The organism is Ruegeria sp. Ofav3-42 (assembly GCF_022347725.1).
GTDB lineage: Bacteria > Pseudomonadota > Alphaproteobacteria > Rhodobacterales > Rhodobacteraceae > Ruegeria.
In genome coordinates, this window is sequence record NZ_JAKRGB010000003.1 from 1 (window position 1) to 24,380 (window position 24,380).

25 protein-coding genes and 1 tRNA gene are annotated in these 24,380 nt (G+C 57.0%); 17 read left to right on the forward strand and 9 right to left on the reverse strand.

Annotation, left to right across the window (positions count from 1 at the left end):
- Positions 1–234 precede the first annotated feature (234 nt).
- The 4 genes from MHN28_RS05290 to MHN28_RS05305 form a co-directional block, all read right to left on the reverse strand.
- Positions 235–1,284, reverse strand: a complete 1,050-nt coding sequence (locus MHN28_RS05290; protein ID WP_239336865.1) for a hypothetical protein — start codon at positions 1,282–1,284, stop codon at positions 235–237.
- 22 nt (positions 1,285–1,306) lie between these two features.
- Entirely contained in the window at positions 1,307–1,621 is a 315-nt protein-coding gene (locus MHN28_RS05295) for a MocE family 2Fe-2S type ferredoxin (protein WP_370645658.1), read from the reverse strand.
- Positions 1,618–2,778: a fatty acid desaturase family protein gene (locus MHN28_RS05300; protein WP_239336870.1), complete on the reverse strand. Its 1,161-nt coding sequence runs from the start codon at positions 2,776–2,778 to the stop codon at positions 1,618–1,620. Before MHN28_RS05300 ends, MHN28_RS05295 begins: the two co-directional genes overlap by 4 nt.
- Positions 2,779–2,856: 78 nt before the next feature.
- Positions 2,857–3,885 carry a LacI family DNA-binding transcriptional regulator gene (locus tag MHN28_RS05305; protein WP_239336872.1) on the reverse strand — a complete coding sequence of 343 codons (1,029 nt, stop codon included), beginning with the start codon at positions 3,883–3,885 and terminating at the stop codon, positions 2,857–2,859.
- A 221-nt stretch (positions 3,886–4,106) separates the two neighbouring features.
- On the opposite strand from MHN28_RS05305, the gene MHN28_RS05310 reads away from it, so the two are divergent.
- The 8 genes from MHN28_RS05310 (at position 4,107) to MHN28_RS05345 (ending at position 11,773) form a co-directional block, all read left to right on the forward strand.
- Complete coding sequence (locus MHN28_RS05310) at positions 4,107–4,790, forward strand: SDR family oxidoreductase (RefSeq protein WP_239336874.1); 684 nt, start codon at positions 4,107–4,109, stop codon at positions 4,788–4,790.
- A 12-nt stretch (positions 4,791–4,802) separates the two neighbouring features.
- Positions 4,803–5,957: a Gfo/Idh/MocA family protein gene (locus MHN28_RS05315; protein ID WP_239336876.1), complete on the forward strand. Its 1,155-nt coding sequence runs from the start codon at positions 4,803–4,805 to the stop codon at positions 5,955–5,957.
- Between the two features lie 10 nt (positions 5,958–5,967).
- Positions 5,968–6,882 (forward strand): sugar phosphate isomerase/epimerase, encoded by a 915-nt coding sequence (locus MHN28_RS05320; protein ID WP_239336878.1) that lies wholly within the window; start codon positions 5,968–5,970, stop codon positions 6,880–6,882.
- Between the two features lie 45 nt (positions 6,883–6,927).
- On the forward strand, positions 6,928–7,965 hold the full coding sequence (locus MHN28_RS05325; RefSeq protein WP_239336880.1) for an ABC transporter substrate-binding protein: 1,038 nt from the start codon (positions 6,928–6,930) through the stop codon (positions 7,963–7,965).
- 75 nt (positions 7,966–8,040) lie between these two features.
- Entirely contained in the window at positions 8,041–9,525 is a 1,485-nt protein-coding gene (locus MHN28_RS05330) for a sugar ABC transporter ATP-binding protein (protein WP_239336882.1), read from the forward strand.
- Complete coding sequence (locus tag MHN28_RS05335; RefSeq protein WP_239336884.1) at positions 9,522–10,463, forward strand: ABC transporter permease; 942 nt, start codon at positions 9,522–9,524, stop codon at positions 10,461–10,463. The genes MHN28_RS05330 and MHN28_RS05335 overlap by 4 nt, the downstream gene beginning before the upstream one ends.
- The gene (locus MHN28_RS05340) at positions 10,460–11,467 is read left to right on the forward strand and encodes an ABC transporter permease (RefSeq protein WP_239336886.1); all 1,008 of its coding nucleotides are present in this window, start codon (positions 10,460–10,462) and stop codon (positions 11,465–11,467) included. The genes MHN28_RS05335 and MHN28_RS05340 overlap by 4 nt, the downstream gene beginning before the upstream one ends.
- Before the next feature lie 12 nt (positions 11,468–11,479).
- Positions 11,480–11,773, forward strand: a complete 294-nt coding sequence (locus tag MHN28_RS05345) for a hypothetical protein (protein ID WP_239336889.1) — start codon at positions 11,480–11,482, stop codon at positions 11,771–11,773.
- Here the strand turns inward: MHN28_RS05345 and MHN28_RS05350 are convergent.
- Positions 11,755–12,462 (reverse strand): IS6 family transposase, encoded by a 708-nt coding sequence (locus tag MHN28_RS05350; RefSeq protein WP_239336892.1) that lies wholly within the window; start codon positions 12,460–12,462, stop codon positions 11,755–11,757. The genes MHN28_RS05345 and MHN28_RS05350 overlap by 19 nt on opposite strands.
- Positions 12,463–12,520: 58 nt before the next feature.
- Between MHN28_RS05350 and MHN28_RS05355 the strand changes: the two genes are divergently transcribed.
- Positions 12,521–12,790 (forward strand): hypothetical protein, encoded by a 270-nt coding sequence (locus MHN28_RS05355; RefSeq protein WP_239336895.1) that lies wholly within the window; start codon positions 12,521–12,523, stop codon positions 12,788–12,790.
- A gap of 483 nt (positions 12,791–13,273) precedes the next feature.
- Here MHN28_RS05355 and MHN28_RS05360 read toward each other — a convergent pair.
- Positions 13,274–13,363: transfer RNA gene (locus MHN28_RS05360), tRNA-Ser, on the reverse strand.
- A 202-nt stretch (positions 13,364–13,565) separates the two neighbouring features.
- Here MHN28_RS05360 and MHN28_RS24965 point away from each other — a divergent pair.
- The 8 genes from MHN28_RS24965 to MHN28_RS05405 all read left to right on the forward strand — a co-directional run bounded on the left by MHN28_RS24965 (position 13,566) and on the right by MHN28_RS05405 (position 21,054).
- Complete coding sequence (locus MHN28_RS24965; RefSeq protein ID WP_370645659.1) at positions 13,566–14,756, forward strand: SPOR domain-containing protein; 1,191 nt, start codon at positions 13,566–13,568, stop codon at positions 14,754–14,756.
- A 16-nt stretch (positions 14,757–14,772) separates the two neighbouring features.
- On the forward strand, positions 14,773–15,939 hold the full coding sequence (locus MHN28_RS05375; RefSeq protein WP_239336897.1) for a D-alanyl-D-alanine carboxypeptidase family protein: 1,167 nt from the start codon (positions 14,773–14,775) through the stop codon (positions 15,937–15,939).
- Positions 15,936–16,562 (forward strand): dTMP kinase, encoded by a 627-nt coding sequence (gene tmk, locus MHN28_RS05380; RefSeq protein ID WP_239336899.1) that lies wholly within the window; start codon positions 15,936–15,938, stop codon positions 16,560–16,562. Before MHN28_RS05375 ends, tmk begins: the two co-directional genes overlap by 4 nt.
- Before the next feature lie 7 nt (positions 16,563–16,569).
- Positions 16,570–17,691: a DNA polymerase III subunit delta' gene (locus MHN28_RS05385; RefSeq protein ID WP_239336901.1), complete on the forward strand. Its 1,122-nt coding sequence runs from the start codon at positions 16,570–16,572 to the stop codon at positions 17,689–17,691.
- Positions 17,688–18,494 carry a TatD family hydrolase gene (locus tag MHN28_RS05390; protein ID WP_239336903.1) on the forward strand — a complete coding sequence of 269 codons (807 nt, stop codon included), beginning with the start codon at positions 17,688–17,690 and terminating at the stop codon, positions 18,492–18,494. The genes MHN28_RS05385 and MHN28_RS05390 overlap by 4 nt, the downstream gene beginning before the upstream one ends.
- Positions 18,491–19,288: an MBL fold metallo-hydrolase gene (locus MHN28_RS05395; protein WP_239336905.1), complete on the forward strand. Its 798-nt coding sequence runs from the start codon at positions 18,491–18,493 to the stop codon at positions 19,286–19,288. The genes MHN28_RS05390 and MHN28_RS05395 overlap by 4 nt, the downstream gene beginning before the upstream one ends.
- A 63-nt stretch (positions 19,289–19,351) precedes the next feature.
- Positions 19,352–20,284 carry an AEC family transporter gene (locus MHN28_RS05400; RefSeq protein ID WP_239336907.1) on the forward strand — a complete coding sequence of 311 codons (933 nt, stop codon included), beginning with the start codon at positions 19,352–19,354 and terminating at the stop codon, positions 20,282–20,284.
- Positions 20,285–20,355: 71 nt separating this feature from the next.
- The gene (locus tag MHN28_RS05405; protein ID WP_239336909.1) at positions 20,356–21,054 is read left to right on the forward strand and encodes a CbiX/SirB N-terminal domain-containing protein; all 699 of its coding nucleotides are present in this window, start codon (positions 20,356–20,358) and stop codon (positions 21,052–21,054) included.
- A gap of 58 nt (positions 21,055–21,112) precedes the next feature.
- Here the strand turns inward: MHN28_RS05405 and MHN28_RS05410 are convergent, their stop codons facing one another.
- The 3 genes from MHN28_RS05410 to MHN28_RS05420 form a co-directional block, all read right to left on the reverse strand.
- Entirely contained in the window at positions 21,113–22,102 is a 990-nt protein-coding gene (locus MHN28_RS05410) for a GGDEF domain-containing protein (protein WP_239336911.1), read from the reverse strand.
- Entirely contained in the window at positions 22,099–22,686 is a 588-nt protein-coding gene (locus MHN28_RS05415) for a heme NO-binding domain-containing protein (RefSeq protein ID WP_239336914.1), read from the reverse strand. Before MHN28_RS05415 ends, MHN28_RS05410 begins: the two co-directional genes overlap by 4 nt.
- Before the next feature lie 120 nt (positions 22,687–22,806).
- Positions 22,807–24,366, reverse strand: coding sequence for a trimethylamine methyltransferase family protein (locus MHN28_RS05420; protein ID WP_239336916.1), 1,560 nt, complete (start codon positions 24,364–24,366; stop codon positions 22,807–22,809).
- Between the last annotated feature and the right edge of the window lie 14 nt (positions 24,367–24,380).

Below are 24,380 nucleotides of genomic sequence, written 5' to 3' on the forward strand. Positions count from 1 at the left end.
TCAAAGTGGACATCCGACGGCATTGGTTAGATGGTTGGCTTGTGATTGCGAGCTGTCATTGAGATCGCTCACAGGGTTGGTCCGACATCGACCATTCTGTTTACAGCGAAAAAGGCAGTTTGAATTCTGGCAATATTGGCCATCATGATTGACTGCTTCCGTGGTGCTGCAAGACAAGTTTGAAACTGTCTTGCCAAGGGCAGAGAATACTTTCTTGAAAGGTCGCTAATCCGCTCAAAGGTTCAGGGCATCCACATCGAACGGCACGAGATACTCCTCATTCTCAGTGCTTCGGATCAGAAGTTGGTTTTCCAGAGTTTCGACGGTTTTTACCCTAGCTCCACTACGCCAACGGAGCGCACCGATGACGTGGGTAATCTCAACTTGGCGATGAGGATCCAGTTGAATGGCACCGCGCCCTTCCGGAAAACCGTCTTCGTCTGTTCCCAGAATGGGCAAGGCGGCGCCCTCTTCGATCCCTAGGCAGGCGAAGTGCCGGCTCGACCAAGGAGCATAATATCGACCACCGTTCGAATGCCACAACATTGTCATCGGCAAAGCTTGAGCCGATTTCAGTGACAGGAATACGTCACCTTCTACAGGACGAATGACTGCGGTCCATCCCAATTGCTCGTCAGGTGAATCCAATCCAACGACAAAATCTTCACTCTGTGGAGACCATGGGTAGATGGACAAGTTCACATCGCCCTCTTTACCGGGAAATGATGTCAACATTCGGCTTTCAGCCGGATATCGAAGTGCTGAATAGCCCAATGCCGGATCAACTTCCTGCGCAACCTTGGGTGTCCTCCAACACTGCTTTCGAGAGGTTTGAATGATCCCGCCATTGGGCAAAGATACATTGGCATGATTTGCAACCGGCACTAACCCCTCGCCACCAATGAACGTGTGGCGCTGGTAAACGAATGGGTGCCCCGGGTGCAACGTAATCTCTTTCCGAAGCTTTGCCCCAAAGACCGTTTTTTCGAGCTCAGCACGCAGATAACTGCCCGTCTTTTCCTTAAGTATCCAACGTGAGTTAGGCGGCCACCCATGCAGCGGCGATGCTCCCTCGGTGGATCCGAATGGAGCGCAGAAAAAATCACCGCCGAGCTTTTCCAGATGAGGCGCTATTCCCTTGGGCATAATTTCGTCTGTACCGACCCAGGGTGCGCGATGCAGCGGCGAAATCTCTGCGCCGCCCTCGCTCACACAGAAACTCTCGATCAACCCCAACTGCAAATCGAAGGAAAGCCGAATACCCGTTGCGGACAGCTCGATCACAAACCACTCCCAACCAAGAAAATCATTCCACCAATACCATCACACGACCATCTCCTACTTTGGTTTCGTAGGAGCGAAGATCTTCACATACTGGCGCTCTCAGAGCTTTTCCCGAGCGATAGTCGAATAGACCATTGTGCTTGGGGCACTCTATCTCATAGTCTATCACAAGACCGCCCGATAAATGCACTTGCTCGTGCGTACAGAGACCATCGGTGCAATAGAACTCATTGTCCGAACTACGATAAATTGCATATGTCCGATCCTCGTGATCCCAACGGATAACGTCTTCTTCGTCAACATCGTCTACGGCGCATGCGTCAACCCAAGGCATCATGTTCCTCCCGTATCACAGATTTCCAATCCTGTGTTTCGTTCGGGCACTGCCCTGTGCAGATGCTCCCGATAAGGACGGGCCGTCGGCGGGAGCGTTTTTCGAATGGCATGGTTCGGGTCAACGCGCTGCTTCATGACGGAACCCATCATTTCCTTATAGCCGTCCCAAATCGAAGTGTTCGGCGGTGGTAGGTCGTCTTTGATAAGTTCATGAAGCTCCGGGAGAGCATAATACGGAACCATCGGGAACATATGATGCTCAATGTGGTAGTTCATGTTCCAGTAAATCCAACGGCTGATCGGGTTCATATATAGCGTTCGGGAATTCAACCGGTGATCAAGAACATTCTCCGCAAACCCTCCATGCTGAAGCAGCCCCGTCATTACAAAATGCCAGCACCCATAGATCCGAGGACCTCCGATCAAGAGTATTGGGATCAGAGATTTCCATCCGGCCCCAAAGGCAAACAATACAAATGAAACCACCAAAACAGCGGCGTAGATTACAATGTGAACTCGCGCCCAAAAGACCGCTTTGGGCCACTGGTTTTCCGGAATGTAATCCTGCTCTTCTTGCGACAAGTTTCCCATCGCATTTCGCATCAGAACTTTGAGCGAAGTCCACGTTTCAACAATCCCCACAAACGCAAGCGCTTTCAGGACGAGGCTGATCGGGTGCATCCACGCTATTTCCGGATCGCGGCCAACGATAAGCGTATCGGTGTGATGTCGTGCGTGGCTCCAGCGCCAATTGACCGGGTTCCGCATGATCTGAAAGGATGCGATGTGATACACGACGTCGTTCATCCAGCGGGTTCGAAACGCTGTTCCGTGTCCGCATTCGTGCCAACGGCTGTCGCAGGCCGAACCATACACGACACCGTATGCAAACCAGAAAGGCACGCAAAGCCAGCTGCCCCAGAAGTACAGGCCACCAGCCGCAAAACCAAAGTGCAAGGCGATCCATATCACGGTGTCACGTATGGCCGGGGCATCCCGGCGTTTCATAAGCGATTTCAGCTTCTTTCGTGGAACCTCGCTATGGTACCACTCTGCCGCCGACAGACCGGTTTCTATCGCTTGACGCGTGCTATCACCGGTCAGGGAATAGTCCCGAACGGCAAATTCAGAGCCAATGGGTGCGGTCGACTTGCTCATTTCCCCTTTCTCCATAGCTCACAGCATTACCCGCGCGTCCTCCTTGACTATAGCAAAGGCACCTGAATTTTGGCTTCGCTAATTGGGCGGCGCAGAACTTGCTCGTGTTACAAGCTCAACAGGAAGCGCTGATTTCGTTGGAAGAGCTTTGCCCGTGTTCGCTAACTTGCCCAGCAATACCTCTGCCGCTCGGCGTCCCAGTTGATGCCGGTCTTGTCGGATCGTTGTCAGCGCGGGAACGTACGATCCCGACATTTCGATATCGTCGAAACCCACAACCGAAATATCGCCGGGCACCTTCAATCCACCTGCCACCAGTCCGGAAATCAACCCAAAGGCAACCATATCCGCAGCGCAGAAAACCGCCGTTGGGCGCTCATCCATCGCAAGTATTCTTCTGGCAGCTTCATGTCCGGACTCCAGCGAGAAGTCGCCTCTGATGATCCACTCGGGCCGCGCTGGTAGACCCAAGCGAGTCCGTTCTTCGACCACACCCTCACGCCGAGCGGTCGTCAGTACATTCCCGTCAGGCCCAGTGACATGCGCGATTTTCTTGTGGCCCAAATCATGCAGGTGCCTGATCGCCAATCGCGCACCCTCGGCGTTGTCGCTGGAGATTACCGGAAAGGCCTCGCCTTCCACCCATTCACATAAGAATACGATGCGGTCGCCCGCTCCGTATGTGACGCATTGCTGAAGCGCAGCCGACGATATTCCGCCATCCAATGAGATTGCGCCATCAATACGACCGTCCCGAAAGTACCCAGCGAGAGTTTCCTCCTGCAGCGGATTGCTTTCGGTGTCGGTGATCAAAACTGCGTAATCCGACCCGGCGAACCCCTCGCTGATACCAGCGAGAATGCCCGAATAAAATGGTTTCCCGAGGTTGGGAACAAGGATCAGCACTGCCCCTGCCCGCTGCATCCGCAGGTTTCGGGCGGCCTGATTGACGCGGTAACCCGTTTCGCGAATAGCTTCAAGGACGGCGACCCGCGTTGATTTTGACACCAGGTTGGGATTGGACAAAACACGGCTGACAGTGGCTGTCGACACCCGCGCTGCACGTGCGACGTCCTGTATCGTGGCGGGCTTGGGTTTCTTGCTCATGGCCTGTCAGATGATTTCCAGCTTGACTCGAATCTGTTGTGATGCCGATTATGTAATCGATTACACAAATATGAAAGCTGCTTTTTCACAATATGTAATCGATTGCAGAAGCAATTTCGCCAAGTGAGGGACCAGATGGCATCCGAACCCCAACGCAAAAAAAGCCGGGCTCTTTGTTGACTTCAAAAGCCTCATTCGACTTTGCCGGGGCGAAGGTCCTGGTGATAGGCGCCAGCCGGGCCGGCATTGGCGCTGCTATCGCCAGAGCATTTCAGGACTCAGGTGCCGCGGTGGAAATTACCGGCGTGGAACCGGAATGCGCCGAAGTGGACGCGGCCCGCTTTACCTACAATCAACTGGATGTAACCGACACCGACGAAGTCTACGAATTCGCGGGCATGCGCGGCCATATAGACGTTCTGATCAATTGCGCAGCAATCACTCGACGCGGCGCGGAAATGGCGCCGGAGTTCTTTTCCCACGTGTTGAACGTAAACCTGACCGGGTCGTTTCGATGCGCCGAAGCGTTGCACCCTGCCCTTTCGGCCGCAAAGGGGCGCGTCATTAATGTGGCCTCAATGTATGCGCGCTTTGGTTCACCGCAAAACCCGGCCTACGGCGCGTCAAAAGCCGGTGTGGAACAACTGACAAAATCACTGGCTATTGCGTGGGCCAAAGACGGCATTCGCGTGAATGCCATCGCACCGGGTTTCATCGTGACCGAGCAATCGGCACGCGCCCGGGAAGATACCAGTTTCACATCAGCCGTCGAAGCGCGCACACCCTTGGCACGCTGGGGTCACCCGGAAGATATCGCCGGAACAGCCATGTTTCTCGCATCCGACGCTGCGGCTTTTGTGACTGGCACATGCCTGATCGTGGACGGAGGGTATTCGGTTGTTTGACAGGAGCACATCATGAGTGACTTCGCGAAAATCCGCGCAGCAGTTATCGGGACCGGCTTCATAGGAACGGTCCATGTTCAGGCTCTTCGGCGCCTTGGCGTGGACGTAAGAGGTGTTCTTGGATCATCGCCGGAACGCGGTCGGGACCGGGCACAAGCGATGAGCGTGGCACGCGCCTATGTCTCTCTGGAAGATCTCTTGGCGGATGAAAACATCGATGTTGTGCACGTAACGACCCCAAACCACGCACACTATCCGCAAGTGAAGTCGATCCTGGGCGCTGGCAAACACGTCATCTGCGAGAAACCACTAGCCATGACATCCCTCGAAAGCGCCGAGATGGTCGACCATGCCAATGCGTCAGGAAAGGTTGCAGCGGTTTGCTATAACATTCGGTTTTATCCACTGAATCAACAGGCCTACGGAATGGTTCAGGCCGGGGATTTAGGTAATATCCGTTTCGTTACAGGGCATTACCATCAGGACTGGCTTGCCAAACCTAGCGACTGGAACTGGCGGCTGGAAAGCGAAATGGGGGGTGCGCTGCGATCGGTCGGTGACATTGGAACGCACTGGGTTGACCTGACCAGCTTTGTTACCGGTTTGAAAGCTGCATCGGTCATGGCGGAGCTGGCGACCTTTATCCCGAAACGCCGGAAACCTCTTGGCTCGGTAGAAACCTTCACCAGCGGGACCGGCGAAACTGAGAGTGTGCCAATCGATACCGACGATGCCGCCATGATCCTTATCCGGTATGAGAACGGAGCACGCGGCGTAATGAGCACATCTCAGGTGAACATGGGCCGAAAGAACTCGTTGCAATGGGATATCGCCGGAGCGAAGGCCAGTGCTGCGTGGGACAGCGAAACCCCTGACCATCTGTTCATTGGGCACCGCGACGCGCCCAACCAGACGCTGATGCGCGACTTTACTTTGATGAACGGCCCAGGAGTCGCTGCCGCCACATTACCTCCGGGGCATGTGGAGGGGTTCGCGGATTCCTTCTTCAACTTTTTTCGGGCGGTTTATGCCGACGTCCTCGCGGGTGGACGCCAGCCGGCCAGCACGTGGGCCACGTTTGAAGATGGTCATTACGAGATGCGTTTCTGTGATGCCGTCGTGAAATCGGCACGTGAAGGCCGCTGGGTAGATTTGAGCGAGATTTGAGGGTGATGATATGAAATTGGGCTTGCTGACTGCACCATTCGAAGACTCTCAGTTGACAGAGGTGGCGGCCTGGGCCGGCGCCAATGGGTTTTCGGCCATGGAGGTTGCCTGCTGGCCAGCGACCGGTGGCGAGCAACGGCGTTATGCCGGAACCAGCCACATCAATGTGGACGGCCTTTCCGCGGATCAGGGCAATGAAATTGCCGGGCAGCTCGGCGATCAGGGGATCGAGATTTCGGGTCTCGGGTACTACCCCAACCCGCTCCATGCCGATGCAGAGCATCGGGCTGAGGTCATTGGGCATCTGAAAAAGGTGATCACCGCTGCCGGGGTGATGGGCATCAAGATCGTCAACACCTTCGTTGGCGGAGACCGCACTCTGCACCTCGACGCGAACTGGGAGCGCGCCACCGAGATTTTCGACCCAATCGTCAAGCATGCACAAAACTCAGGTGTGCGCCTGTGCTTTGAGAACTGCCCGATGATCTTCAGCTATGACGAATGGCCCGGGGGTCACAATATCGCCTACTCACCAAGAATCTGGCGACGGATTTTCGAGAAATGGGGTGATGCGGTTGGTATGAATTTCGACCCCTCACATTTGATTTGGCAATTCATCGATCAAACACGTTTTATCAAGGAGTTTGGTCCTCACATGGCTCATGTCCATGCCAAGGACGTGATGGTCGATCAGGACGGGCTTTATGAAAACGGGGTGATGTCGACTGGAATGGGGTGGCAGATCCCGCGGCTCTGCGGGCTGGGCGATGTGGACTGGTCCGATTTCTTTTCCGGCCTGTACCGCGTCGGATACGACGGTCCGATCATCATCGAGCATGAAGACAGGTTGTTCGAAGGGACAGACGAGAAGGTCAAGCGGGGCTTCCTGCTGGCCCGGGATGTCCTGTCGCCATTCATCAAGTGAAACAACATCAAAAGTGAAACGACTGAAAACTGGGAGGAAACTGAAATGAAAAACCTACTCTACGGCGTTGCTGCAATAGCAGTTTCTGCTTCTCTTTCAACGGTGGCGATTGCGGACGGGCACAAGCAATACACCATCGGCGTGTCCAACACTGTTCAAGGTAACGGGTGGCGCGAGCAGATGATCTGCGCCATGCGTGCGCAGGCCTTGGTTGAGCCCGATGTCACAAACCTGATCGTTGCACACCGCAACACGGATTCAGCGGGGCAGCTAGAAGACATCAACAATCTGATCGAAGCGGGTGTGGACGCAATCGTCCTGAACCCATCTAACCCGGACGCGTTAAACTCGGCGCTGGAAAAGGCGATGGCGCAAGACATCGTCGTCGTTGCCGTGGATGCCGGCGTTTCGGCTGACGGCGCATACATTCTTTCAAACAACCAAGAAGAATATGCCTACCTTGGCGCCAAGTGGCTGTTTGAACAGCTCGGTGGCAAAGGTGACGTTGTTTATATGCGCGGAATCGCTGGTGTGTCCGCCGATACAGACCGCGACAACGGATTTAAACGCGCGCTTGCTGAACACCCCGATGTCAACGTAGTGCACGAAGTTTTCACCGGATGGCAGCAGGACCAGGGCAAACAACAGATCTTTGATTTCCTTGCCACCGGCATCCCGTTTGACGGCGTCTGGACCAGCGGCATCGACAATGTAATCGTCGACGCGTTCACTGAATCCGGCGCGCCTTTGGTACCGATCGTCGGTGCAGACAATGCGGGCTTCGTTCAATACCTGACCGAAGTTGAGGGGTTGAATGGTGCAGCGGTGACAAACCCCGGCTCAGTTGGCGGCGCGGGCATCGCTTTGGCCGTCGACATCCTGAACGGTGAGGCCCCTGACAGTAATACAGTACTGGTCGACCCCGTGCTTTGGGAAAACGCGACAGATGCGGGCCGCGAAACGATCAAGGCGGCTCAGAACCCCAATCTTGATCCTGAATGGCCCGTTTCCGTGACGGTTCCCGGATGGACCGACTACACGATGGAACAGATCATCGACTGCAAAGGACCCGGCGAAAGCTGATCCCGTCTGAAGGGCCTTCCGCTCTTTATTGGGCGGAGGGCACACTCAACGCACCTCCAATACTCAAGGACCTTCATGAGCCGCACAGCACTACTCGACGCGTCTGACGTGGCCAAAAGCTTTGGCGCCGTACAAGCCCTGACCAAAGCCCACCTCACGGTTGCTGAAGGTGAAATCGTTGCCTTAATGGGGGCAAATGGTGCGGGAAAATCCACATTCGTCAAAATCATAACGGGTGCCTTAAGACCTGATGCAGGCCAGGTACTTATTCGGGGAAATCAGGCGCATGTCGGAAACCCAGCCGAAGCGCGCCGTTCAGGCTTGGTGCCAGTTTACCAGGAACCGTCGCTCATTCCTGATCTCGACGTGTCCGATAATCTCAGGCTGACCGACACACCGGTTGATCAGTTCCGAGGCTGGGTTTCAGAGCTTGGCATCGAAGACCTGAAGCTGTCTGCGATGATTGGCGACCTGCCTCTCGCCACACTTCGCATCCTTGATTTGGCACGCGCCCTGGCGCTTGAACCTGACGTTCTTTTGCTGGACGAAATGACGGCTGCACTGCCAACGGATCTGGTTGAACGTGTTTTGAAGACCGTACGACGCAAAGCAGATGACGGCATGGGTGTGATCTATGTTTCCCACCGCTTCACTGAAATCTCGGAACTGTGCGACCGAGCCACGGTGCTACGAGATGGTATGTCCGTTGGGGATCTCGAAATCGAACCCGGCGTAGAAGAACGCGTCGTCGAATTGATGTTGGGACAGAAGATAGACATCGGAAAGCGCCGGATACTTCAAGCAAATGGACCGCAATCACAAATGCCTCGCCTCCGCGTGCAGTCGCTGGCGTTCGAGCCCAGTTTCTCGGACGTTTCGTTCGACTTGTTCCCCGGCGAAGTTCTGGGAGTCGTCGCGCTTGAAGGTCAGGGACAGGATGAGCTTTTCGAGGTTTTGGCGGGATTTGACCGTCCAACGTCAGGATCGATAGAAGTGGACGGGCAGCCGGTTAGTTTTTCCCATCCCGCCGACGCCATTGCCGCCGGGCTGACCTTTGTACCGGGCGATCGTTCAGATGCCCTGTTGGCGCAGCGGTCAGTGAAAGAAAATATCGCTTTACCGTTCTCAGCCCGCCTCAAAAACTGGGGGCCGATAAAACTCCGTCACGAGCGGGATCGCGTCGCCTATGCGGTCGAAAAACTGCAGATCGACACACGCGCCCAAGGCGAAGTGCAGCGACTTTCCGGAGGAAACCAGCAGAAAGTTACCATTGGCCGCTGGCTGGCGACCGGCGTTGAAACCTTGCTGTTGTTCGACCCAACCCGCGGCATCGATGTGCGCACGAAACGTCAAATATACCCCTTGGTGCGAGAGTTGGCGGATCAGGGCGCAGCGATTTTATTCTACACATCTGAGTTGGAGGAAATCCCGCTGGCCTGTGACCGCGTGGTCGTAATCTTCAACGGGCGTGTTGTCGACGTGATAGACGCAGCCGACGCCGATGAACAAACACTGATGCGGGCGGCTTATGGCCTGACCGAAACGGAGGGCGCAGCGTGAGCGGGGCCATCCGAAAACACGCGTGGGTCACGGGACTTGTGGTCCTTCTTGTTCTCCTTCTGACCATCACGAAGTTGATACAACCCACTTTCGGTGCGTCCGGGCTGGAGAGTATCGCTCGTGCCGCCCTGCCCTTTGCTTTCGCAACCGCCGGTATGGCTGTCGTCGTAATCGCCGGAGGCATCGATTTGTCCGTCGCATCTATGATGGCCGTATGCGCTGTGACTGCTGCCGTATTGATGGAACGTATGGCCGGTGTACCAGCCCTGTTTATCGTTCTGGGTGTCGGGCTTTTGATGGGGCTGATTAATGGCCTTCTGATCGTTGTGACGCGTGTACCCGACATCGTGGTTACACTCGCCATGCTTTTTGTGTGGGAAGGGGTTGCGTTGTTGATCCTTGAGACACCCGGCGGCGCGACGGCAGACTGGCTGGAGCAGGCAATCCGCGGTCATTTTGTGTTCGACGGGTTGCCAAAGGCGCTTGTCGTCATCGCCTTGGGAATTGCGGTGATCTGGGTGCCGATCCGGCGTTCCAAACTTGGCCTTTCGATCTACGCAACCGGGTCGGACGAACTTGCCGCCTTCCGATCAGGCGTTGCGGTCGGAAGAACGAAGATTGCTGCCTACGCGCTTTGCGGTCTGTTTTGTGCCATGGGCGGATTAAGTCTGGCCGCCCTGACCGGAATTGGCGAGCCGGTACCGGGCCCATATCTCATGGCCTCGGTCGCGGCGGTGGTTCTTGGCGGAGTCGTGCTGGGTGGTGGCAAAGGCGGGCTGCTTGGACCCATTATCGCCGTTTTCATTCTGCGGATCATCCGAACGATCCTGACATTGCTGGCCGTCGATCCAAATGTGACCACCATTATTGAAGGCACGATTATGGTTCTCGTCGTTATGCTGGGCACGGCGGCTTCACTAAAGGGGGCCCGCCGATGAGTATGGACGCCACAGACCCGCCGATGGCCCGCTTTGGGCGGTATCTGCGGGACAACCCGATCATCCCTCTCTTGGTCTTCCTGTTCTTGATGATCGCTGTGCTCGAGGTCTTGCGGCCGGGCATCGTCACCCCGATCCGGGCCGGTCGAGATGGGCTGATTTCAACCTTTTGGGTAGGCAACCTGATCAAGTTCGCAATTCCGTTGGCGATGCTGGCGGCATGTCAGGTGCTGACGATGCTAACCGCAGGAATAGACCTGTCGGTCGGAGTGGTCGCTACTGTTTCAGCCTTTGTCTGCGCTACACTGAGCGCGATATGGGGCGTTGCACCCGCGGTCCTGATTGCGTTGTCCGCTGGTCTCGTTGTTGGCGTTGTGAATGGCATCGGAGTTGGGCTGGTTCGGGTTCATCCGTTGATCATGACCTTGGGAACAGGGCTAATCGCGACGGGATGCCTACAGGTCTATCAACGCCTCGTCATAAATGCAGGTACTGAGATCCCTGCCTTCCTTGCCTGGCTTGGGACTGGCCGCACGGCAGGAATGCCCAACGGCCTTTTTGTATTCATCCCGTTCGCGCTCTTTATTCTGTGGCTCATGCGATATACCGGATTTGGCCGATTGCTGTTCGCACTGGGCTCCAACGAACAAGCTGCCAAACTGTCCGGGGTACGAGCCTGGCAGGTCTACCTGGCGCTCTACGTGCTTTCCAGTTTTATCGCCGCGCTGGCTGGTTTGCTGTATCTCGGCATGATCCGTCAAACCTCGCTGAGCCTCGCCAATCCGTTGTTATTACCTTCGGTCGCTGCAGCAGTGATTGGCGGCACATCGATTTTTGGAGGTCGTGGTAGTTTCGCAGGTGCGATTGTGGGCGCACTAATTCTGCGCGTGCTGGATACTATGCTAACTTTAATGCAGATGCCGGAAGGTGCACGTACAGCCCTGTTTGGGCTGATCATCCTCGCGGTTACCGCACTTTACGTCAGGATCACCGGCACACGCTAAAGGAGGTTTCCAATGGCAAAATTCCGGATCGTCGGCATCAGTTTTGATCACATGCATATGGGTGATTTGCTGCGGACGGTGCACGATCATCCTGACGCTGAAATCACCGCAGTCTTCGATCCGGCTCGGGATAAAATGCAGGCGGCAGTGACGGCATTCGACATTCCCGAAGATCGGGTGTTTACGGACTTCGACACATGCATGGCGGCGGGTCCCTACGACATGGCTCTTCTGGGTGCTGTCAGACGAATTCGAACCAGTCTCAGTTTGCCACGGAAACCGCGAACCTATCCGGAACAAAGTTGACGCCACTCGGCGAGAGCGGCGGTGCGGGTCAGCTTAAAGGTGTCGCGGCTTGCTATCGATCTTTCCTGGTTGAAGTGGTTGTAGACAGAGGAGTGGACGGCGGCGAACTTCTGCAAACTTCGCATCCGCCTGAAACGTTGCATGGCGCGTTCACGCCGTCGGAAAGGAAGGTGCGAATTCTCGACGCGGTTATTGAGCCACCTGCCCGTCTGCTGTTTTTCGGTAGCGCCGAGCACTCTGAGAGCAACCCGATAAGACGCGAAGCGATCCTTGACGACGGTTTTCGCTTTACCGTGTCGCTTCATTAACTTCTTGAGGAATTTCAGTGCTGCCGCTTTGCTTCGGTGCTTGGTGATAACGGCTTCCAGCACCTCACCTTCGTGATCGACGGCACGCCAGAGATAGTGGCGTTTGCCGTTCACCTTCACGAATACTTCGTCTACGTGCCACTTCCATTTCGAGAATGCGCGCAGCTGCTGAACACGCTTTCTTCGGATCTCAGCGGCAAACACCGGCCCAAACCTGTTCCACCAATACCGGACAGTTTCGTGACTCACGTCGATGCCTCGCTCGTGCAGCAGATCTTCGACATTCCGAAGCGAAAGAGGAAAACGGATGTACAGCATCACCGCAAGGCGGATGATCTCGGGGCTGGTTTTGAAGTACTTGAAAGAGGCAGGTTTGGTCATATGCAAAAGCTACGCAACCGCCCTGCCTCGCTCAAGCAGAGTTCTTCTGACAAGACCCTTGGCATTGCTGCGGATTACCTGCACCCGGATCTTGTACACATCACCAGCCACTTCGATCCGCCGCCGCGGCGTCGAGGCCAAGGTCATCGCCGGAGAAATGGCTCCCCAACCCGATCCCCACCTCCGGTCCATGCTGATCCGCGCCCATGGCTGGGCCCGCGATCTGAAAGCCGGAGTTCAGCTGATGGAAATTGCGCGCCGCGAAAGCGTCCCTGGCGCTTTCATCCGCACCCGCGCCCAGCTCGCCTTTCTCTCACCAAAGATTTAAGCCGCGATTCTCGACGGCACCCAGCCGACCGATCTCACACTCAAGCGTCTGGTCAGCGTGACCCACCCACTAGACTGGTCCGAACAGGAACGCCAGTTCGGCTTCTGACACCTCCAGATCCTGCGTCCCTGATACGGGGTTCGCCCTCCCTGATCCGGCGGCACAATTCCCTGTTCGTGCGAGAGAATTCCCTGTTCCACCTTTTAGGGGATTTGCAACATAAGCTATTGGAAAATATAGAGTTCTGGCACGTGAATATCTGGTTTCTAGACCCATCTAACGAAAATTCCCTGTAAATTGCCGGGTATCAGGGAAATCCCGCCCAAAGCGACCCCGCCAAAATGCGCCACTGAGACTAGGGCCTGAATGGTCCTCTGAATGTACGGTCTGCTCCGTCTCTGATTGAAAGCGCATGCGCCAACGCGCGGGAATTGCGACACAATTCCGGGTCAGAAAACACAACTGAAGTGAGACAGGTATGAGTGGCGGGGAGACAGGGATTCGAACCCTGGGGACGCTCTCACGCCCAACGGTTTTCAAGACCGCCGCATTCGACCACTCTGCCACCTCCCCGCGTGAGGCCGGGTCTAAGGCCAACGCGAACCGGTGGCAAGCCCAAATAGGGAATTCTTGCCGAAGCTCCTGCTGCGGTCTTTCCATGACACATTGGCCGCGTTATGATCTGCAGGAAAGACCGGAGCAGGCTGGCAATACAGAACCAGTAATCGGCGGCGGGTCTCGGGAAACGGGACTCATTCAGGCAAGGGATGACAAAATGAAGCGAGCGACTGAGACACGCGCAAATCCGCGAGCGTTGGCAGTACTGGCGATGATTTCCGTAGGTTTGGCTGGTTGCGATGAGGTGCTGTCTCAGGACAACGTCTCGGCGGATGCCCAAAGTTCCGAAACCGAGGCTGACGGCCCTGTTGAGCTTTTTCCCGAACTGTCCGGTAGCCCGAAGGATGATGTCGAAGCACCGGACGTGTTTCAGGTGACGGAAGCAGGGTTGTGGGACGGCCGCCCGTCATTGGGTGGCATCTGGGTGGCCCATCCTGATGTGACCCAACCCGAGCGTGTGCGCATCAAAAACGCGAAGAACAACAAGTCTGTAACCGGTGCCCTGTTCCGCCGCGAAAGAAACCTGCCGGGCCCGGCACTGCAGCTTTCATCAGCGGCGGCGGAAAAGCTGGGCATTCTTGCGGGCGCACCGACCAAAGTTGAAGTCGTCGCATTGCGCCGCAAAGAACCCGAGCCTGAACCGGTTGTGGAAGAAGAACAGGTAGCTGAAGAAGCCCCCGAAAAAGTGACTGAAACGGAAACAGCTGCAGCAAGTGAGGATCAGCCACAGGCTGACATCGCAGAGGCTGAGGCGACCGAGACTGAAAAGCCGGCCAAACGTAAATGGTGGCAGAGAAAGAAACCAGCCGCTGCGGCAGGCGCTGCTACGGCGGCCGTAGTCGCGACGGATGCCGCAGCAGACGCGACTACGGAAGCGGCAACCGAAGCCACCGAAACCGTTGCCGAAGCCGCAGCGACTCCGGTCTTGGTTGACCCAGAAGTTGCGGCACCAGTTGAAAAGCCCGCCAAGCGGAAATGGTGGCAAAAGAAAAAAGCGGATGAGATCACCGAAACTCCGCTTGACCCGATTGCAGGCGCGGCTGCGGCGATTGAAGCGTCCGAACCCACACCCGCTGCTAGCGCCGCGGCGACCACAACCACATCGAGATCATCGCTATCGAAACCATTTGTTCAGGTCGGCACTTTCGGGGTCGAGGCCAACGCCAACAGCGCCGCCGCCAAGATACGCCGCAACGGGTTGCCTGCCGAGGTGCGCGAACTGAAGTCAGATGGTAAATCCGTCTGGAGAGTTGTGGTTGGCCCCGCCTCGACCCGCTCTGAACGCAACGCGATCCAAAGCGATGTCAAGGATCTGGGTTTTTCCGACGCGTTCACCGTCAAAAACTGAAACAAAGGAGGCCCCCGTGCTATCCTCACTGCGATCATCTGTTTTGACCCTTGGGCTGGCGCTGCTCGCCCTGCCCGCCCACGCATTCGACACGACGGCCCGCGCGGCCTATGTGATGGATCAGACAACCGGAACGGTGCTGTTGTCCAAGGAAGCTGATCAGCCCTTGCCGCCTGCGTCGATGTCGAAGCTGATGACGCTCTATGTAGCGTTTGAAGCACTGCGCGATGGACGTCTGACACTGGATGAAACCTTGCCGGTTTCGGAACACGCCATGAGCTATGGCGGCTCGACCATGTTCCTGAACACGCAGGACCGGGTTCGCGTCGAAGACCTGTTGCGCGGCATCATCGTTCTGTCAGGCAATGATGCCTGCGTGGTGATCGCCGAGGCGCTCAGCCCCGATGGAACCGAGGCCGGGTTTGCCCGCTACATGACGCAACGTGCCAAGCAGCTGGGAATGGACAACTCGAACTTCGCCAATTCAAACGGTTGGCCTGCCGCTGGCCATATGATGTCCGTTCACGATCTGGCCATTCTGGCCGACCGGTTGATATCGGATTTCCCCGAGTATTACCCCCTGTTCGCGGAAGAAGAGTTTGAATTCGATGGCCGTGCGCCCTCAAACAAACGCAACCGCAACCCACTGTTGAAGCTGGGTATCGGGGCGGACGGGTTGAAAACCGGTCACACGCAAGAGGCGGGCTACGGCCTTGTCGGATCGGCCAAGCAAGGCGACCGCCGCGTTGTTTTCGTCCTTTCAGGTCTCGACAGCACCGCACGCCGCGCAGAGGAGGCTGAGGCCGTGGTTAACTGGTCGTTTCGCAATTTTGTCGAGAGGACAGTTGCCAACGCCGACACGCCGATAGCCGAAGCCCAGATCTGGATGGGTGCCGAGAGAACCGTTGGTCTGGTGCCCGAAGGCGACCTGAATCTGCTGTTCCCAGTTCTGAATGACAAGAATATCGAGGCCGAGGTCGTCTATGACGGACCGATCAACGCTCCGGTCGAAAAGGGTCAGAAATTGGCTGAACTGGTTATAAAGCCCGAAGGGCTGCCGGAAATCCGCCGCCCCCTGGTGGCGGTCAAGGAAGTTCCGGTCGGCGGATTTGTTGTGCGCATGAAAACTGTAGGCGGTATTGTTGTGAATGACGTGATCGGTAATCCGCTGGGGGCAATGTGACGAAGGCCGGGTTGTTTCTGACCTTCGAAGGCATTGACGGGTCTGGAAAGTCTTCGCAAGCACGCATGCTTGCGGAACGTTTGCGCAGCCTCGGTTACGATGTCGTTTTGACCCGCGAGCCCGGAGGCTCCGCAGGCGCGGAAGAGATCCGTAGCCTGGTTCTGGAAGGAGACCCGGACCGGTGGTCTGCGGAAACGGAAATTCTGTTGTTCACTGCTGCACGCCGGGATCATCTGGAACGCACGATCCTGCCCGCTCTGGCCGAGGGCAAAGTGGTGATCTGCGACCGGTTTGCCGACAGCACGCGAATGTATCAGGGCCTGTCGCGGGGCGATCTGCGGGGGTTGGTGGACCAGTTGCACAGTCTGATGATCGGTCGGGAACCCGATCTGACTGTCTTGATCGACATGGACCCCGAAACCGGGCTGTCCCGAGCCAAGGGGCGTCAGGGAACTGAAGAACGGTTCGAGGATTTCGGGCTCGATCTGCAACAGCAGATGCGCGCAGGGTTTCTGGCCCTTGCGGATGAGTTTTCTGACCGTTTCCGCGTAGTCGATGGCAACCGGGACATGGACAGCGTTGCACAGGATGTGACAGATATCGTTCTACAAGCTTTGCGATAGACGATAGATGAGCGACGACACCCCGACCCCGGATCAGGCACCCGGTGCCCCGCACCCGCGTGAAACCCAGCGCCTGTTTGGGCAGGACTCGGCGGAACAGGCATTTATGAGTGCCTACACTTCGGAACGTCTGCACCACGGCTGGCTGATCACTGGTCCGCGCGGCGTGGGTAAGGCCACACTCGCCTGGCGGATCGCCCGGTTCCTTCTGGCGACACCGCCAATTGAAGACGACGGGTTGTTCGGCGCCCCGCCTCCACCGGATAGTCTTGAGATCGATCCGGACCATCCCGTTGCTCACCGTATTCAAGCCGGGGCGGAGCCGGGGTTGGCCTCGATCACCCGCTCGTTGAACGATCAGGGGCGGTTGCGCAACGAGATCGTCGTCGATGATATCCGCAAACTCGGAAAGTTCTTTGGTCTGTCTTCGACTGACGGCGGTCGCAGGGTCGTCATTGTAGACTCGGCGGATGAGATGAATGTCAGCGCGGCCAACGCCCTGTTGAAGATGCTGGAAGAACCACCGGCCCGCACCACGTTGCTGTTGATCTCACACCAACCATCGCGCTTGTTGCCGACAATCCGGTCACGGTGCAGGACGCTGCGCCTGTCGCCGCTGGGGCCCGAAGACATGCAGGCCGCACTAATGCAGACCGGCGCACAAATGCCCGAAAAAACAGACCACTTGGCCGCGCTTGCGGCGGGTTCCGTTGGTGACGCCGTGCGACTGATCAATTTGGGCGGGCTAGAGATTTACGCCGAGCTGATCGCGATTCTAGGCACCCTGCCCCGAATGGATCGCCAGCGCGCTTTGGCGTTGGCCGAGGCCGCCGCCCAGCGCGGCGCAGCCGAGCGGTTTGAGCTATTGTTGACCCTGATCGACGTCGCCCTGTCTCGCCTTGCCCTGACCGGCGCAACTGGTAGCGCCCCGATGCCCGAAGCCGCCCCAAACGAGGCCGAAACACTGACCCGCCTGTCGGCAACACCACACCAGGCCCGCAAATGGGCCGAGGTCGCAGCGGTGATCACAGCCCGTGCGCGCCACGGGCAGTCGGTGAACCTTGACCCTGCGGCTCTGGTCCTAGATACGGTATTCAAGATACAGGAAACCGCCGGTCAGAGCAGATGAGCAATACCCCCGAAATCACCGACAGCCATTGCCATCTGGACTTCCCCGATTTCGAAGGTCAGCTGGACCAGATTATCGCCAATGCCGCCGAAGCTGGCGTAACCCGCATGGTGACAATCTGCACCCGTCTTCGGAACGAACCAAACGTCCGCTCCATTGCCGAGGCACATGCCCCGGTATTCTACGCCGCCGGCACACACCCCATGAGCGCAGCTGATGAACCTATGGCAACGGTTGATGAGCTGGTCGCCCTGTCTCAGCATCCCAAATTTGTGGGCATTGGTGAATCCGGGCTGGATTATCATTACACGGCCGACAGTGCCGAAGTGCAGAAGCAGTCGCTGCGCATCCATATCGAAGCTGCTCAGCGCACTGGCTTGCCGCTGATCATCCACGCCCGCGCGGCCGACGACGACATGGCCCGCATTCTGGCAGAGGAATACCGAAACGCACCCTATTCGTGCGTCATGCACTGCTTTTCGTCTACCGCCGAACTGGCCAAAGCCGCTTTGGACCTGGGGTTTTACCTGTCCATGTCCGGTATCGCCGCTTTCCCCAAGAGCCAGGAACTGCGCGATATTTTCGCCGCAGCGTCGGTCGACCGTATCCTTGTGGAAACAGACGCGCCTTACCTGGCCCCGCCGCCCTATCGCGGCAAACGCAACGAGCCCGCTTATACCGCACATACGGCGCGCAAGGGGGCCGAGGTGTTCGGGATGGGTTACTCTGAATTTGCCGCGCAGACACAGGCCAATTTCGACCGGCTGTTCACCAAAGCCGCGACTTATAAGGCGGCTGCATGACCGAATTGCGTTGCACAATCCTTGGCTGCGGATCTTCCGGCGGCGTACCCCGGCTGGGCGGGCAATGGGGTGAGTGCGACCCGAAAAACCCTAGGAACATCCGCCGCCGCTGTTCGATGCTGGTGGAACGCGATGGCCCCAACGGCACGACCTCGGTTCTGATCGACACCACGCCGGATATGCGCAGCCAGTTGCTCGACACGGGGACCGGGCGTCTGGATGGGGTGATATATACCCATTCGCACGCGGACCACGTTCACGGGATCGACGACCTGCGCATGATCGTGTTCAACATGCGCGAACGGGTGCCCGTCTGGGCGGATGGTGATACGCAGAACGACCTTCTGGGTCGGTTCGGGTATGCCTTCGTTCAGCCGGAAACCTCGCCCTACCCGCCGATCCTTGATTTGAAGACCATCGACGGCCCGTTCGAGGTTGACGGCCCCGGCGGCCCCATCCCCTTCCATCCATTCAAGGTCAACCACGGGTCAATCGACTCGCTGGGCTTCCGCATGGGCAAACTGGCCTACTTGCCTGACGTCGCTGAGATCTACGACGATGCCTGGCCGATGATGGAGGGATTGGACTGCCTGGTAATCGACGCGCTGCGACGAAAGCCACACCCTACTCATGCCCATCTGGAAAAAACGTTGGGCTGGATCGAACAGTTGGAACCAAAACGCGCGATCCTGACCAATATGCATATCGATCTGGACTATGCCACGGTCGATGCGGAAACCGCAGACTACATTACCCCGGCCTATGACGGAATGGTGATCCATCAGGCGCTTTAAGACCCCGTTCAACCAACTTAACTTGCGGCGGCCTTGCGTCGGCACAGCTTGCAAAGTGGTGAGATGCTCCAAAGCCTGATTAACGTCATTCTACCGGTTTTCCTTGTGATCGGAGCAGGTTATGCCTCGACCCGGTTGGGGTACTTCAAAGAAATCCATATTGACGGGTTGATGAAGTTTACACAGGGCTTTGCGATACCCTGCCTACTGTTCCTTGCAATCTCACATCTGGACCTGAGCGCCAGCTTTGACCCCCGACTTCTGGCCAGCTTCTATACCGCTGCAGGCCTGTGTTTCACAGCTGGCCTGTTCGGCGCGCGCTTTATCTTTGGTCGGGATTGGGAAGACTGTGTGGCCATCGGGTTTTGCTGCCTGTTCTCGAACTCCGTTTTGTTGGGTCTGCCGATCACGGAACGCGCATATGGCCCAGAAAACCTGACCGGCAACTACGCGATCATCGCCTTCCACTCGCCCTTCTGTTACGGCGTTGGCATCACAGTTATGGAGGTAATCCGAAACCGGGGCCACGGTGGCCCGCGTATGGTCAAATCCATTCTTTCCGCCATGTTTCGCAACGCATTGATCCTGGGCATCGCGTTGGGGTTTGTCGTCAACCTGTCGGGCGTGGGCGTGCCTGCGGTTGTGGACGAAGCCCTCGGCCTTGTGACCCGCGCCGCGTTGCCGGGGGCGCTGTTCGCACTGGGCGGAGTGCTGGTAAAGTACAAACCCGAAGGAGACCTGCGTACCATTGCTTTTGTCTGCGCTGTTTCGCTGATGCTCCATCCCGGTCTGGTTTGGCTGTTCGGCTCAACGGCCGGTCTGCCACAGGATTTGTTCCGGTCGGGCGTTCTGAACGCTGCGATGGCACCCGGCTTCAACGCTTACATCTTTGCCAATATGTATGGGCGGGCGAAAAGGGTTGCGGCCTCATCGGTTCTGGTCGGAACTGCCGTCTCGATCCTTACCGTCTGGCTATGGCTGACATTGTTGGGCTAGCGTTAATGGCCATGGCTTGACTTTGTTACATCCCAAAACACCTATCGGAAAACCAGACAGGACACGCCTAAATGCCGCACGCTCTTATCGTCGCCCACGGTCAACCCTCTGACCCCGATCCAGCCGAGGCGGCACTGGCAGCTTATGCTGCTGAGGTCGACGGGTATTGCGATGGGGTCAGCGTTCACTCGGCCACGCTTGCGGCACCGGGAATGCTGGAGGCCCGGCTGAACGAACTTCCGGAAGACACTGTAATCTATCCCCTTTTCATGGCCAAGGGATGGTTCGTGACCAGCGCTCTGCCAAAACGACTGGGCGACCGTGATATCGGCATTCTGAACCCGTTGGGCGTCGATCCTGACTTGCCAGCATTGGTTGCGACAGCATTGCGCGATACCCTGTCAGACCGACACTGGGACCCTGCCGCGACTGATCTTGTTCTGGCCGCACACGGTTCGGGCCGCAGTCGCAACCCATCCGCGGTAGCCGACGCGTTTTCTAAGGAACTGGCAGAGTTTATCTCCTTCCGCTCCATCCATCTTGGCTTTGTTGAGGAAGCTCCATCTATCTCAGAGGCGGCGTCGGGCACCGGCGATCAGGCCTTGTGCCTGCCCTTCTTTGCCTGCACAGGCGGGCATGTTCAGGACGATGTTCCGCAAGAACTGGATCGCGCCGATTTCAGCGGGTACGTGATGCCCGTGGTTGGAGAACTGCCCGCGATCAAACGGCATATCGCAAACTCTCTGGTCAAAGCATTTCAGCAGGATTGAGCGAGTGTACGTCCTGTGCGTTCTTCTCTGATGAAAACTGGTTGCGAAATCACTTGGTTCATTCCGACTCAACAAGCGTCGAGTACGGGCAGTGCCGCGACCTTCCCTGGCGCTTCGCCTCATACAGCGCCTGATCCGCAGCGTTCAGCAATTCCGCGGCATTGGGCGAACTGAACTGCGTGGACAGCGCCGTTCCGATGCTGGCTGAAATCTGGCACGGAGTGTTTTCGAACATCATAGGCTGGCGCAAACGTTTGATCAGGCGCGACGCAACATCAGACAGAACACTTTCGTCGACCAGACCCTTAAAAATAATAACAAACTCATCGCCACCGATGCGGGCAACCGTATCCTCATTTCGCGTTTCCTCCTCCATGATCCGGGCGGCCTGTTGCAACACAAAGTCACCAGCTGCATGACCCAAGTGGTCATTGACGCTTTTGAAGAAATCCAGGTCCAAATGCATGAGCGCAAAAGCGGAATTGCCAGAGATCAGGTGCCTCAGAACCACATCCATAGCCCGACGGTTTTTTAATCCGGTCAACATGTCCGTGACTGCCTGCTCTTCGGCAGCCAGCATGGCACCTTGCAATCGCAGGTTTAAAGACCGCGAAGCCTCCATTGCGGCTGATTTTGCTTCAACCAGATACAGTAGTTCAATCGCCAGATCTGTCCCCGAGAAATCCGCGCTGGTCAGAGCGTAGTCCCGTACCGCATCCAGTATCGAAATCCCGAAGGACAGGTTGATGATGGCCCCGTTCCCCTTGGGCATTGGCGCTATCAACCCCTTTAGTGCCGTGCGAGGTTCGTCGTGAAACTTCAGATGTACCTTACCTCCGGCCAATGACAGCAGCGCAGGGGTTGTGGTCACGGTTCGTGGTCGAACCAGTTCGAACACATCCAAAAAGTCTTTGCCCTGCATCGGCTCATCCGGGCGCAGTTTTTGCAACGTCGGCCCGGCATTTACAATCTTTCCCCGCTCATCCACCAACACGAACATCGGGCACAGGGTGTCCAACAGCGCAGACAGTTCGGCGGTATCCATCATGATTTTCGCGCCCCCAGATCGAAATGGCGCCCTTCGGTAAAGGCACTTTCCACCAAAACAATCGAGATGACCTCGGCATCGCCATGCTGCCCGTCATGTGACAACATGGCCAGCGCGCCATAGTCATCCGCAACCGCTCGCAGCACCCCAACCATCACGCTGGAATAGCCAGGCAAGCCCGGATAACAGAACAGCTGATACTCTGCCGGAGACACCTCCCGAAGTTCCAGCATCGGCAGGCGCAGATCCGAAACAGCAAGCCTCGCCCGGTCTGACAAGTCATCCAGAGAATGCAAAAATTCAACGTAAGTGACACCGCCGAAACGCAGAAGTCGGCGCAGGTCTTCCATGTTGGGGTGCGAAACCAGATAGGTTCCCAGGTCTTCCAGAATTTCCGCACGTGGGCGGTTCAGGTCCGCACAAAGCGCATCCAATACCCGCTTTGTCATTTCGTCTTCGTAGACCAGCATCGCCTCGAATTCGGTAAAGCCCAGCCCCGCCGCCTCAGTCACCCGCAGCCAGCAGGGTTGCCCATAGGTCGCGCATACAAAGGATTGTATCGCCCGATTGATCAGACCATGCATGAGATGCCCCAGATTGGTTTCCCCCCAATCTGGTCAGACAATCCTTAACAAATAGCCAAAATTCGCACTGCGGTAGTGACAATCTGGCAGAGTCTCAATGTAGAAGTCCTTGCGCTTAAACTAGAAATCCGTCGGAGCCCCGCCTTCGGCCTTACGGCGCGCAACAAAGTCAGCCAGTTCTTCCCGGATGCCCTCGTCCATCGCCGGAGGTTCAAAGCTGGTGATGATTTCCTTGAAAATGTGATGGGCGCGCTCAGCGGTCCAGATGCCACCGGCGACGTCCCAGCCTTCGTAGTTTTTCCAATCGCTCAGGAACGGCTGATAGAACGCAGTGGTGTATCGATCTTGCGTGTGCTGAATGCCGAAGAAATGACCGTCGTTTCCAACCGCCTTGATCGCATCCAGTGCAATTTCATCCGGGCCCGTCGCTGTGATTTCCGGCTGCATGTATCTTTGAATTTGCTGGAGTATCTCGCAGTCCATAATGAACTTCTCGGGGCTGGCGATTAGACCGCCCTCCAGCCATCCGGCCGCATGGTACACCATGTTGGTGCCCGACTGCACCGCAGCCCATAGCGAGTTCGATGTCTCCCATACGGACTGACCATCGGGCACGTTCGCCGCGCAGACGCCCGAAGACCGCATCGGCAGACCGTAGTAACGGGCCATCTGACCGGTCATCTGGGTCGAGCGCATGTACTCCGGTGTACCAAACGCAGGCGCGCCCGACTTCATATCAACGTTGGACGTGAACGTCCCGATAACACAGGGAATTCCGGGCCGGACATACTGGAACAAAGCAATCGCGCACAGCGCCTCGGCCAGCGACTGTGCAACCGCGCCAGCCATCGTCACAGGGGCCATCGCCCCCGCCAGCGTGAACGGAGTCACGACGATCGCCTGCCCGCGCCGCGCAAGGCGAAGACAGCCATCAATCATCGGGTGATCGTGTTTCAACGGCGAGGTCGAGTTGATGTTGGTGTACATGCGTGGAGTCGCTTCGAACTCCTCATGGCTGAGGCCACCTGCGATCCGGACCATCTCCATCACATCTTCGACGCGCTCCTTGCCCAGCGAATAGGCATGCATCGCCTTGTCGGTCAGCGTCAGCTTGTCATAAAGGACGTCCAGATGGCGTATGCTGGCGTGAATATCGACCGGCTCAACCGGATAACCGCCCGCAAAATGGATGCAGTTAAAATACTGCGTCAGTTTCAAAAGGTTCCGGCACATTTCGCGGTTACCGGATACCTTAGTGCCGATCTCCAAGTCCCAGTAATTCGGCGGGGAGGACACATTGCCAAACAGAAGGGTTTTACCGCCGACCTCAATGGTTTTGTCGGGGTTTCGCGGGGTGATCGTGAATGTCGACGGAGCCTTTGCCACCATCTCCATCACAAAGTCACGCCCCATGCGCACGTTGTCGCCATTGATCGTGCAGCCGGCCTCTTTCAGGATGGCAATGGCTTCTTCGTTGTAGAACTCGATCCCGATCTCTTCGAGGATGCGCATTGCACCGTCATGGATCGCTTCGATCCCGGCCTGGTCCAGCGGTTCGGTGGGTTTGTCGATATTGATCGGCGGATTCCACGGCATCTGGTCGATCACCGCGCTGCCCCTGCGCGCCGCCGCACCGGCCCGTCCTCCACCCCGGCGTTTACGAGTCTGTGTGTCAGCCATTGGAAACCTCCGGA

Coding starts and splice junctions, on each gene's coding strand:
- MHN28_RS05295 (WP_370645658.1), bottom strand. CDS start 1,621: ATGATGCCTTGGGTTGACGCATGCGCCGTAGACGATGTTGACGAAGAA.
- MHN28_RS05300 (WP_239336870.1), bottom strand. CDS start 2,778: ATGAGCAAGTCGACCGCACCCATTGGCTCTGAATTTGCCGTTCGGGAC.
- MHN28_RS05305 (WP_239336872.1), bottom strand. CDS start 3,885: ATGAGCAAGAAACCCAAGCCCGCCACGATACAGGACGTCGCACGTGCA.
- MHN28_RS05315 (WP_239336876.1), top strand. CDS start 4,803: ATGAGTGACTTCGCGAAAATCCGCGCAGCAGTTATCGGGACCGGCTTC.
- MHN28_RS05320 (WP_239336878.1), top strand. CDS start 5,968: ATGAAATTGGGCTTGCTGACTGCACCATTCGAAGACTCTCAGTTGACA.
- MHN28_RS05325 (WP_239336880.1), top strand. CDS start 6,928: ATGAAAAACCTACTCTACGGCGTTGCTGCAATAGCAGTTTCTGCTTCT.
- MHN28_RS05330 (WP_239336882.1), top strand. CDS start 8,041: ATGAGCCGCACAGCACTACTCGACGCGTCTGACGTGGCCAAAAGCTTT.
- MHN28_RS05340 (WP_239336886.1), top strand. CDS start 10,460: ATGAGTATGGACGCCACAGACCCGCCGATGGCCCGCTTTGGGCGGTAT.
- MHN28_RS05345 (WP_239336889.1), top strand. CDS start 11,480: ATGGCAAAATTCCGGATCGTCGGCATCAGTTTTGATCACATGCATATG.
- MHN28_RS05350 (WP_239336892.1), bottom strand. CDS start 12,462: ATGACCAAACCTGCCTCTTTCAAGTACTTCAAAACCAGCCCCGAGATC.
- MHN28_RS24965 (WP_370645659.1), top strand. CDS start 13,566: ATGAAGCGAGCGACTGAGACACGCGCAAATCCGCGAGCGTTGGCAGTA.
- MHN28_RS05385 (WP_239336901.1), top strand. CDS start 16,570: ATGAGCGACGACACCCCGACCCCGGATCAGGCACCCGGTGCCCCGCAC.
- MHN28_RS05390 (WP_239336903.1), top strand. CDS start 17,688: ATGAGCAATACCCCCGAAATCACCGACAGCCATTGCCATCTGGACTTC.
- MHN28_RS05395 (WP_239336905.1), top strand. CDS start 18,491: ATGACCGAATTGCGTTGCACAATCCTTGGCTGCGGATCTTCCGGCGGC.
- MHN28_RS05400 (WP_239336907.1), top strand. CDS start 19,352: ATGCTCCAAAGCCTGATTAACGTCATTCTACCGGTTTTCCTTGTGATC.
- MHN28_RS05405 (WP_239336909.1), top strand. CDS start 20,356: ATGCCGCACGCTCTTATCGTCGCCCACGGTCAACCCTCTGACCCCGAT.
- MHN28_RS05410 (WP_239336911.1), bottom strand. CDS start 22,102: ATGATGGATACCGCCGAACTGTCTGCGCTGTTGGACACCCTGTGCCCG.
- MHN28_RS05415 (WP_239336914.1), bottom strand. CDS start 22,686: ATGCATGGTCTGATCAATCGGGCGATACAATCCTTTGTATGCGCGACC.
- MHN28_RS05420 (WP_239336916.1), bottom strand. CDS start 24,366: ATGGCTGACACACAGACTCGTAAACGCCGGGGTGGAGGACGGGCCGGT.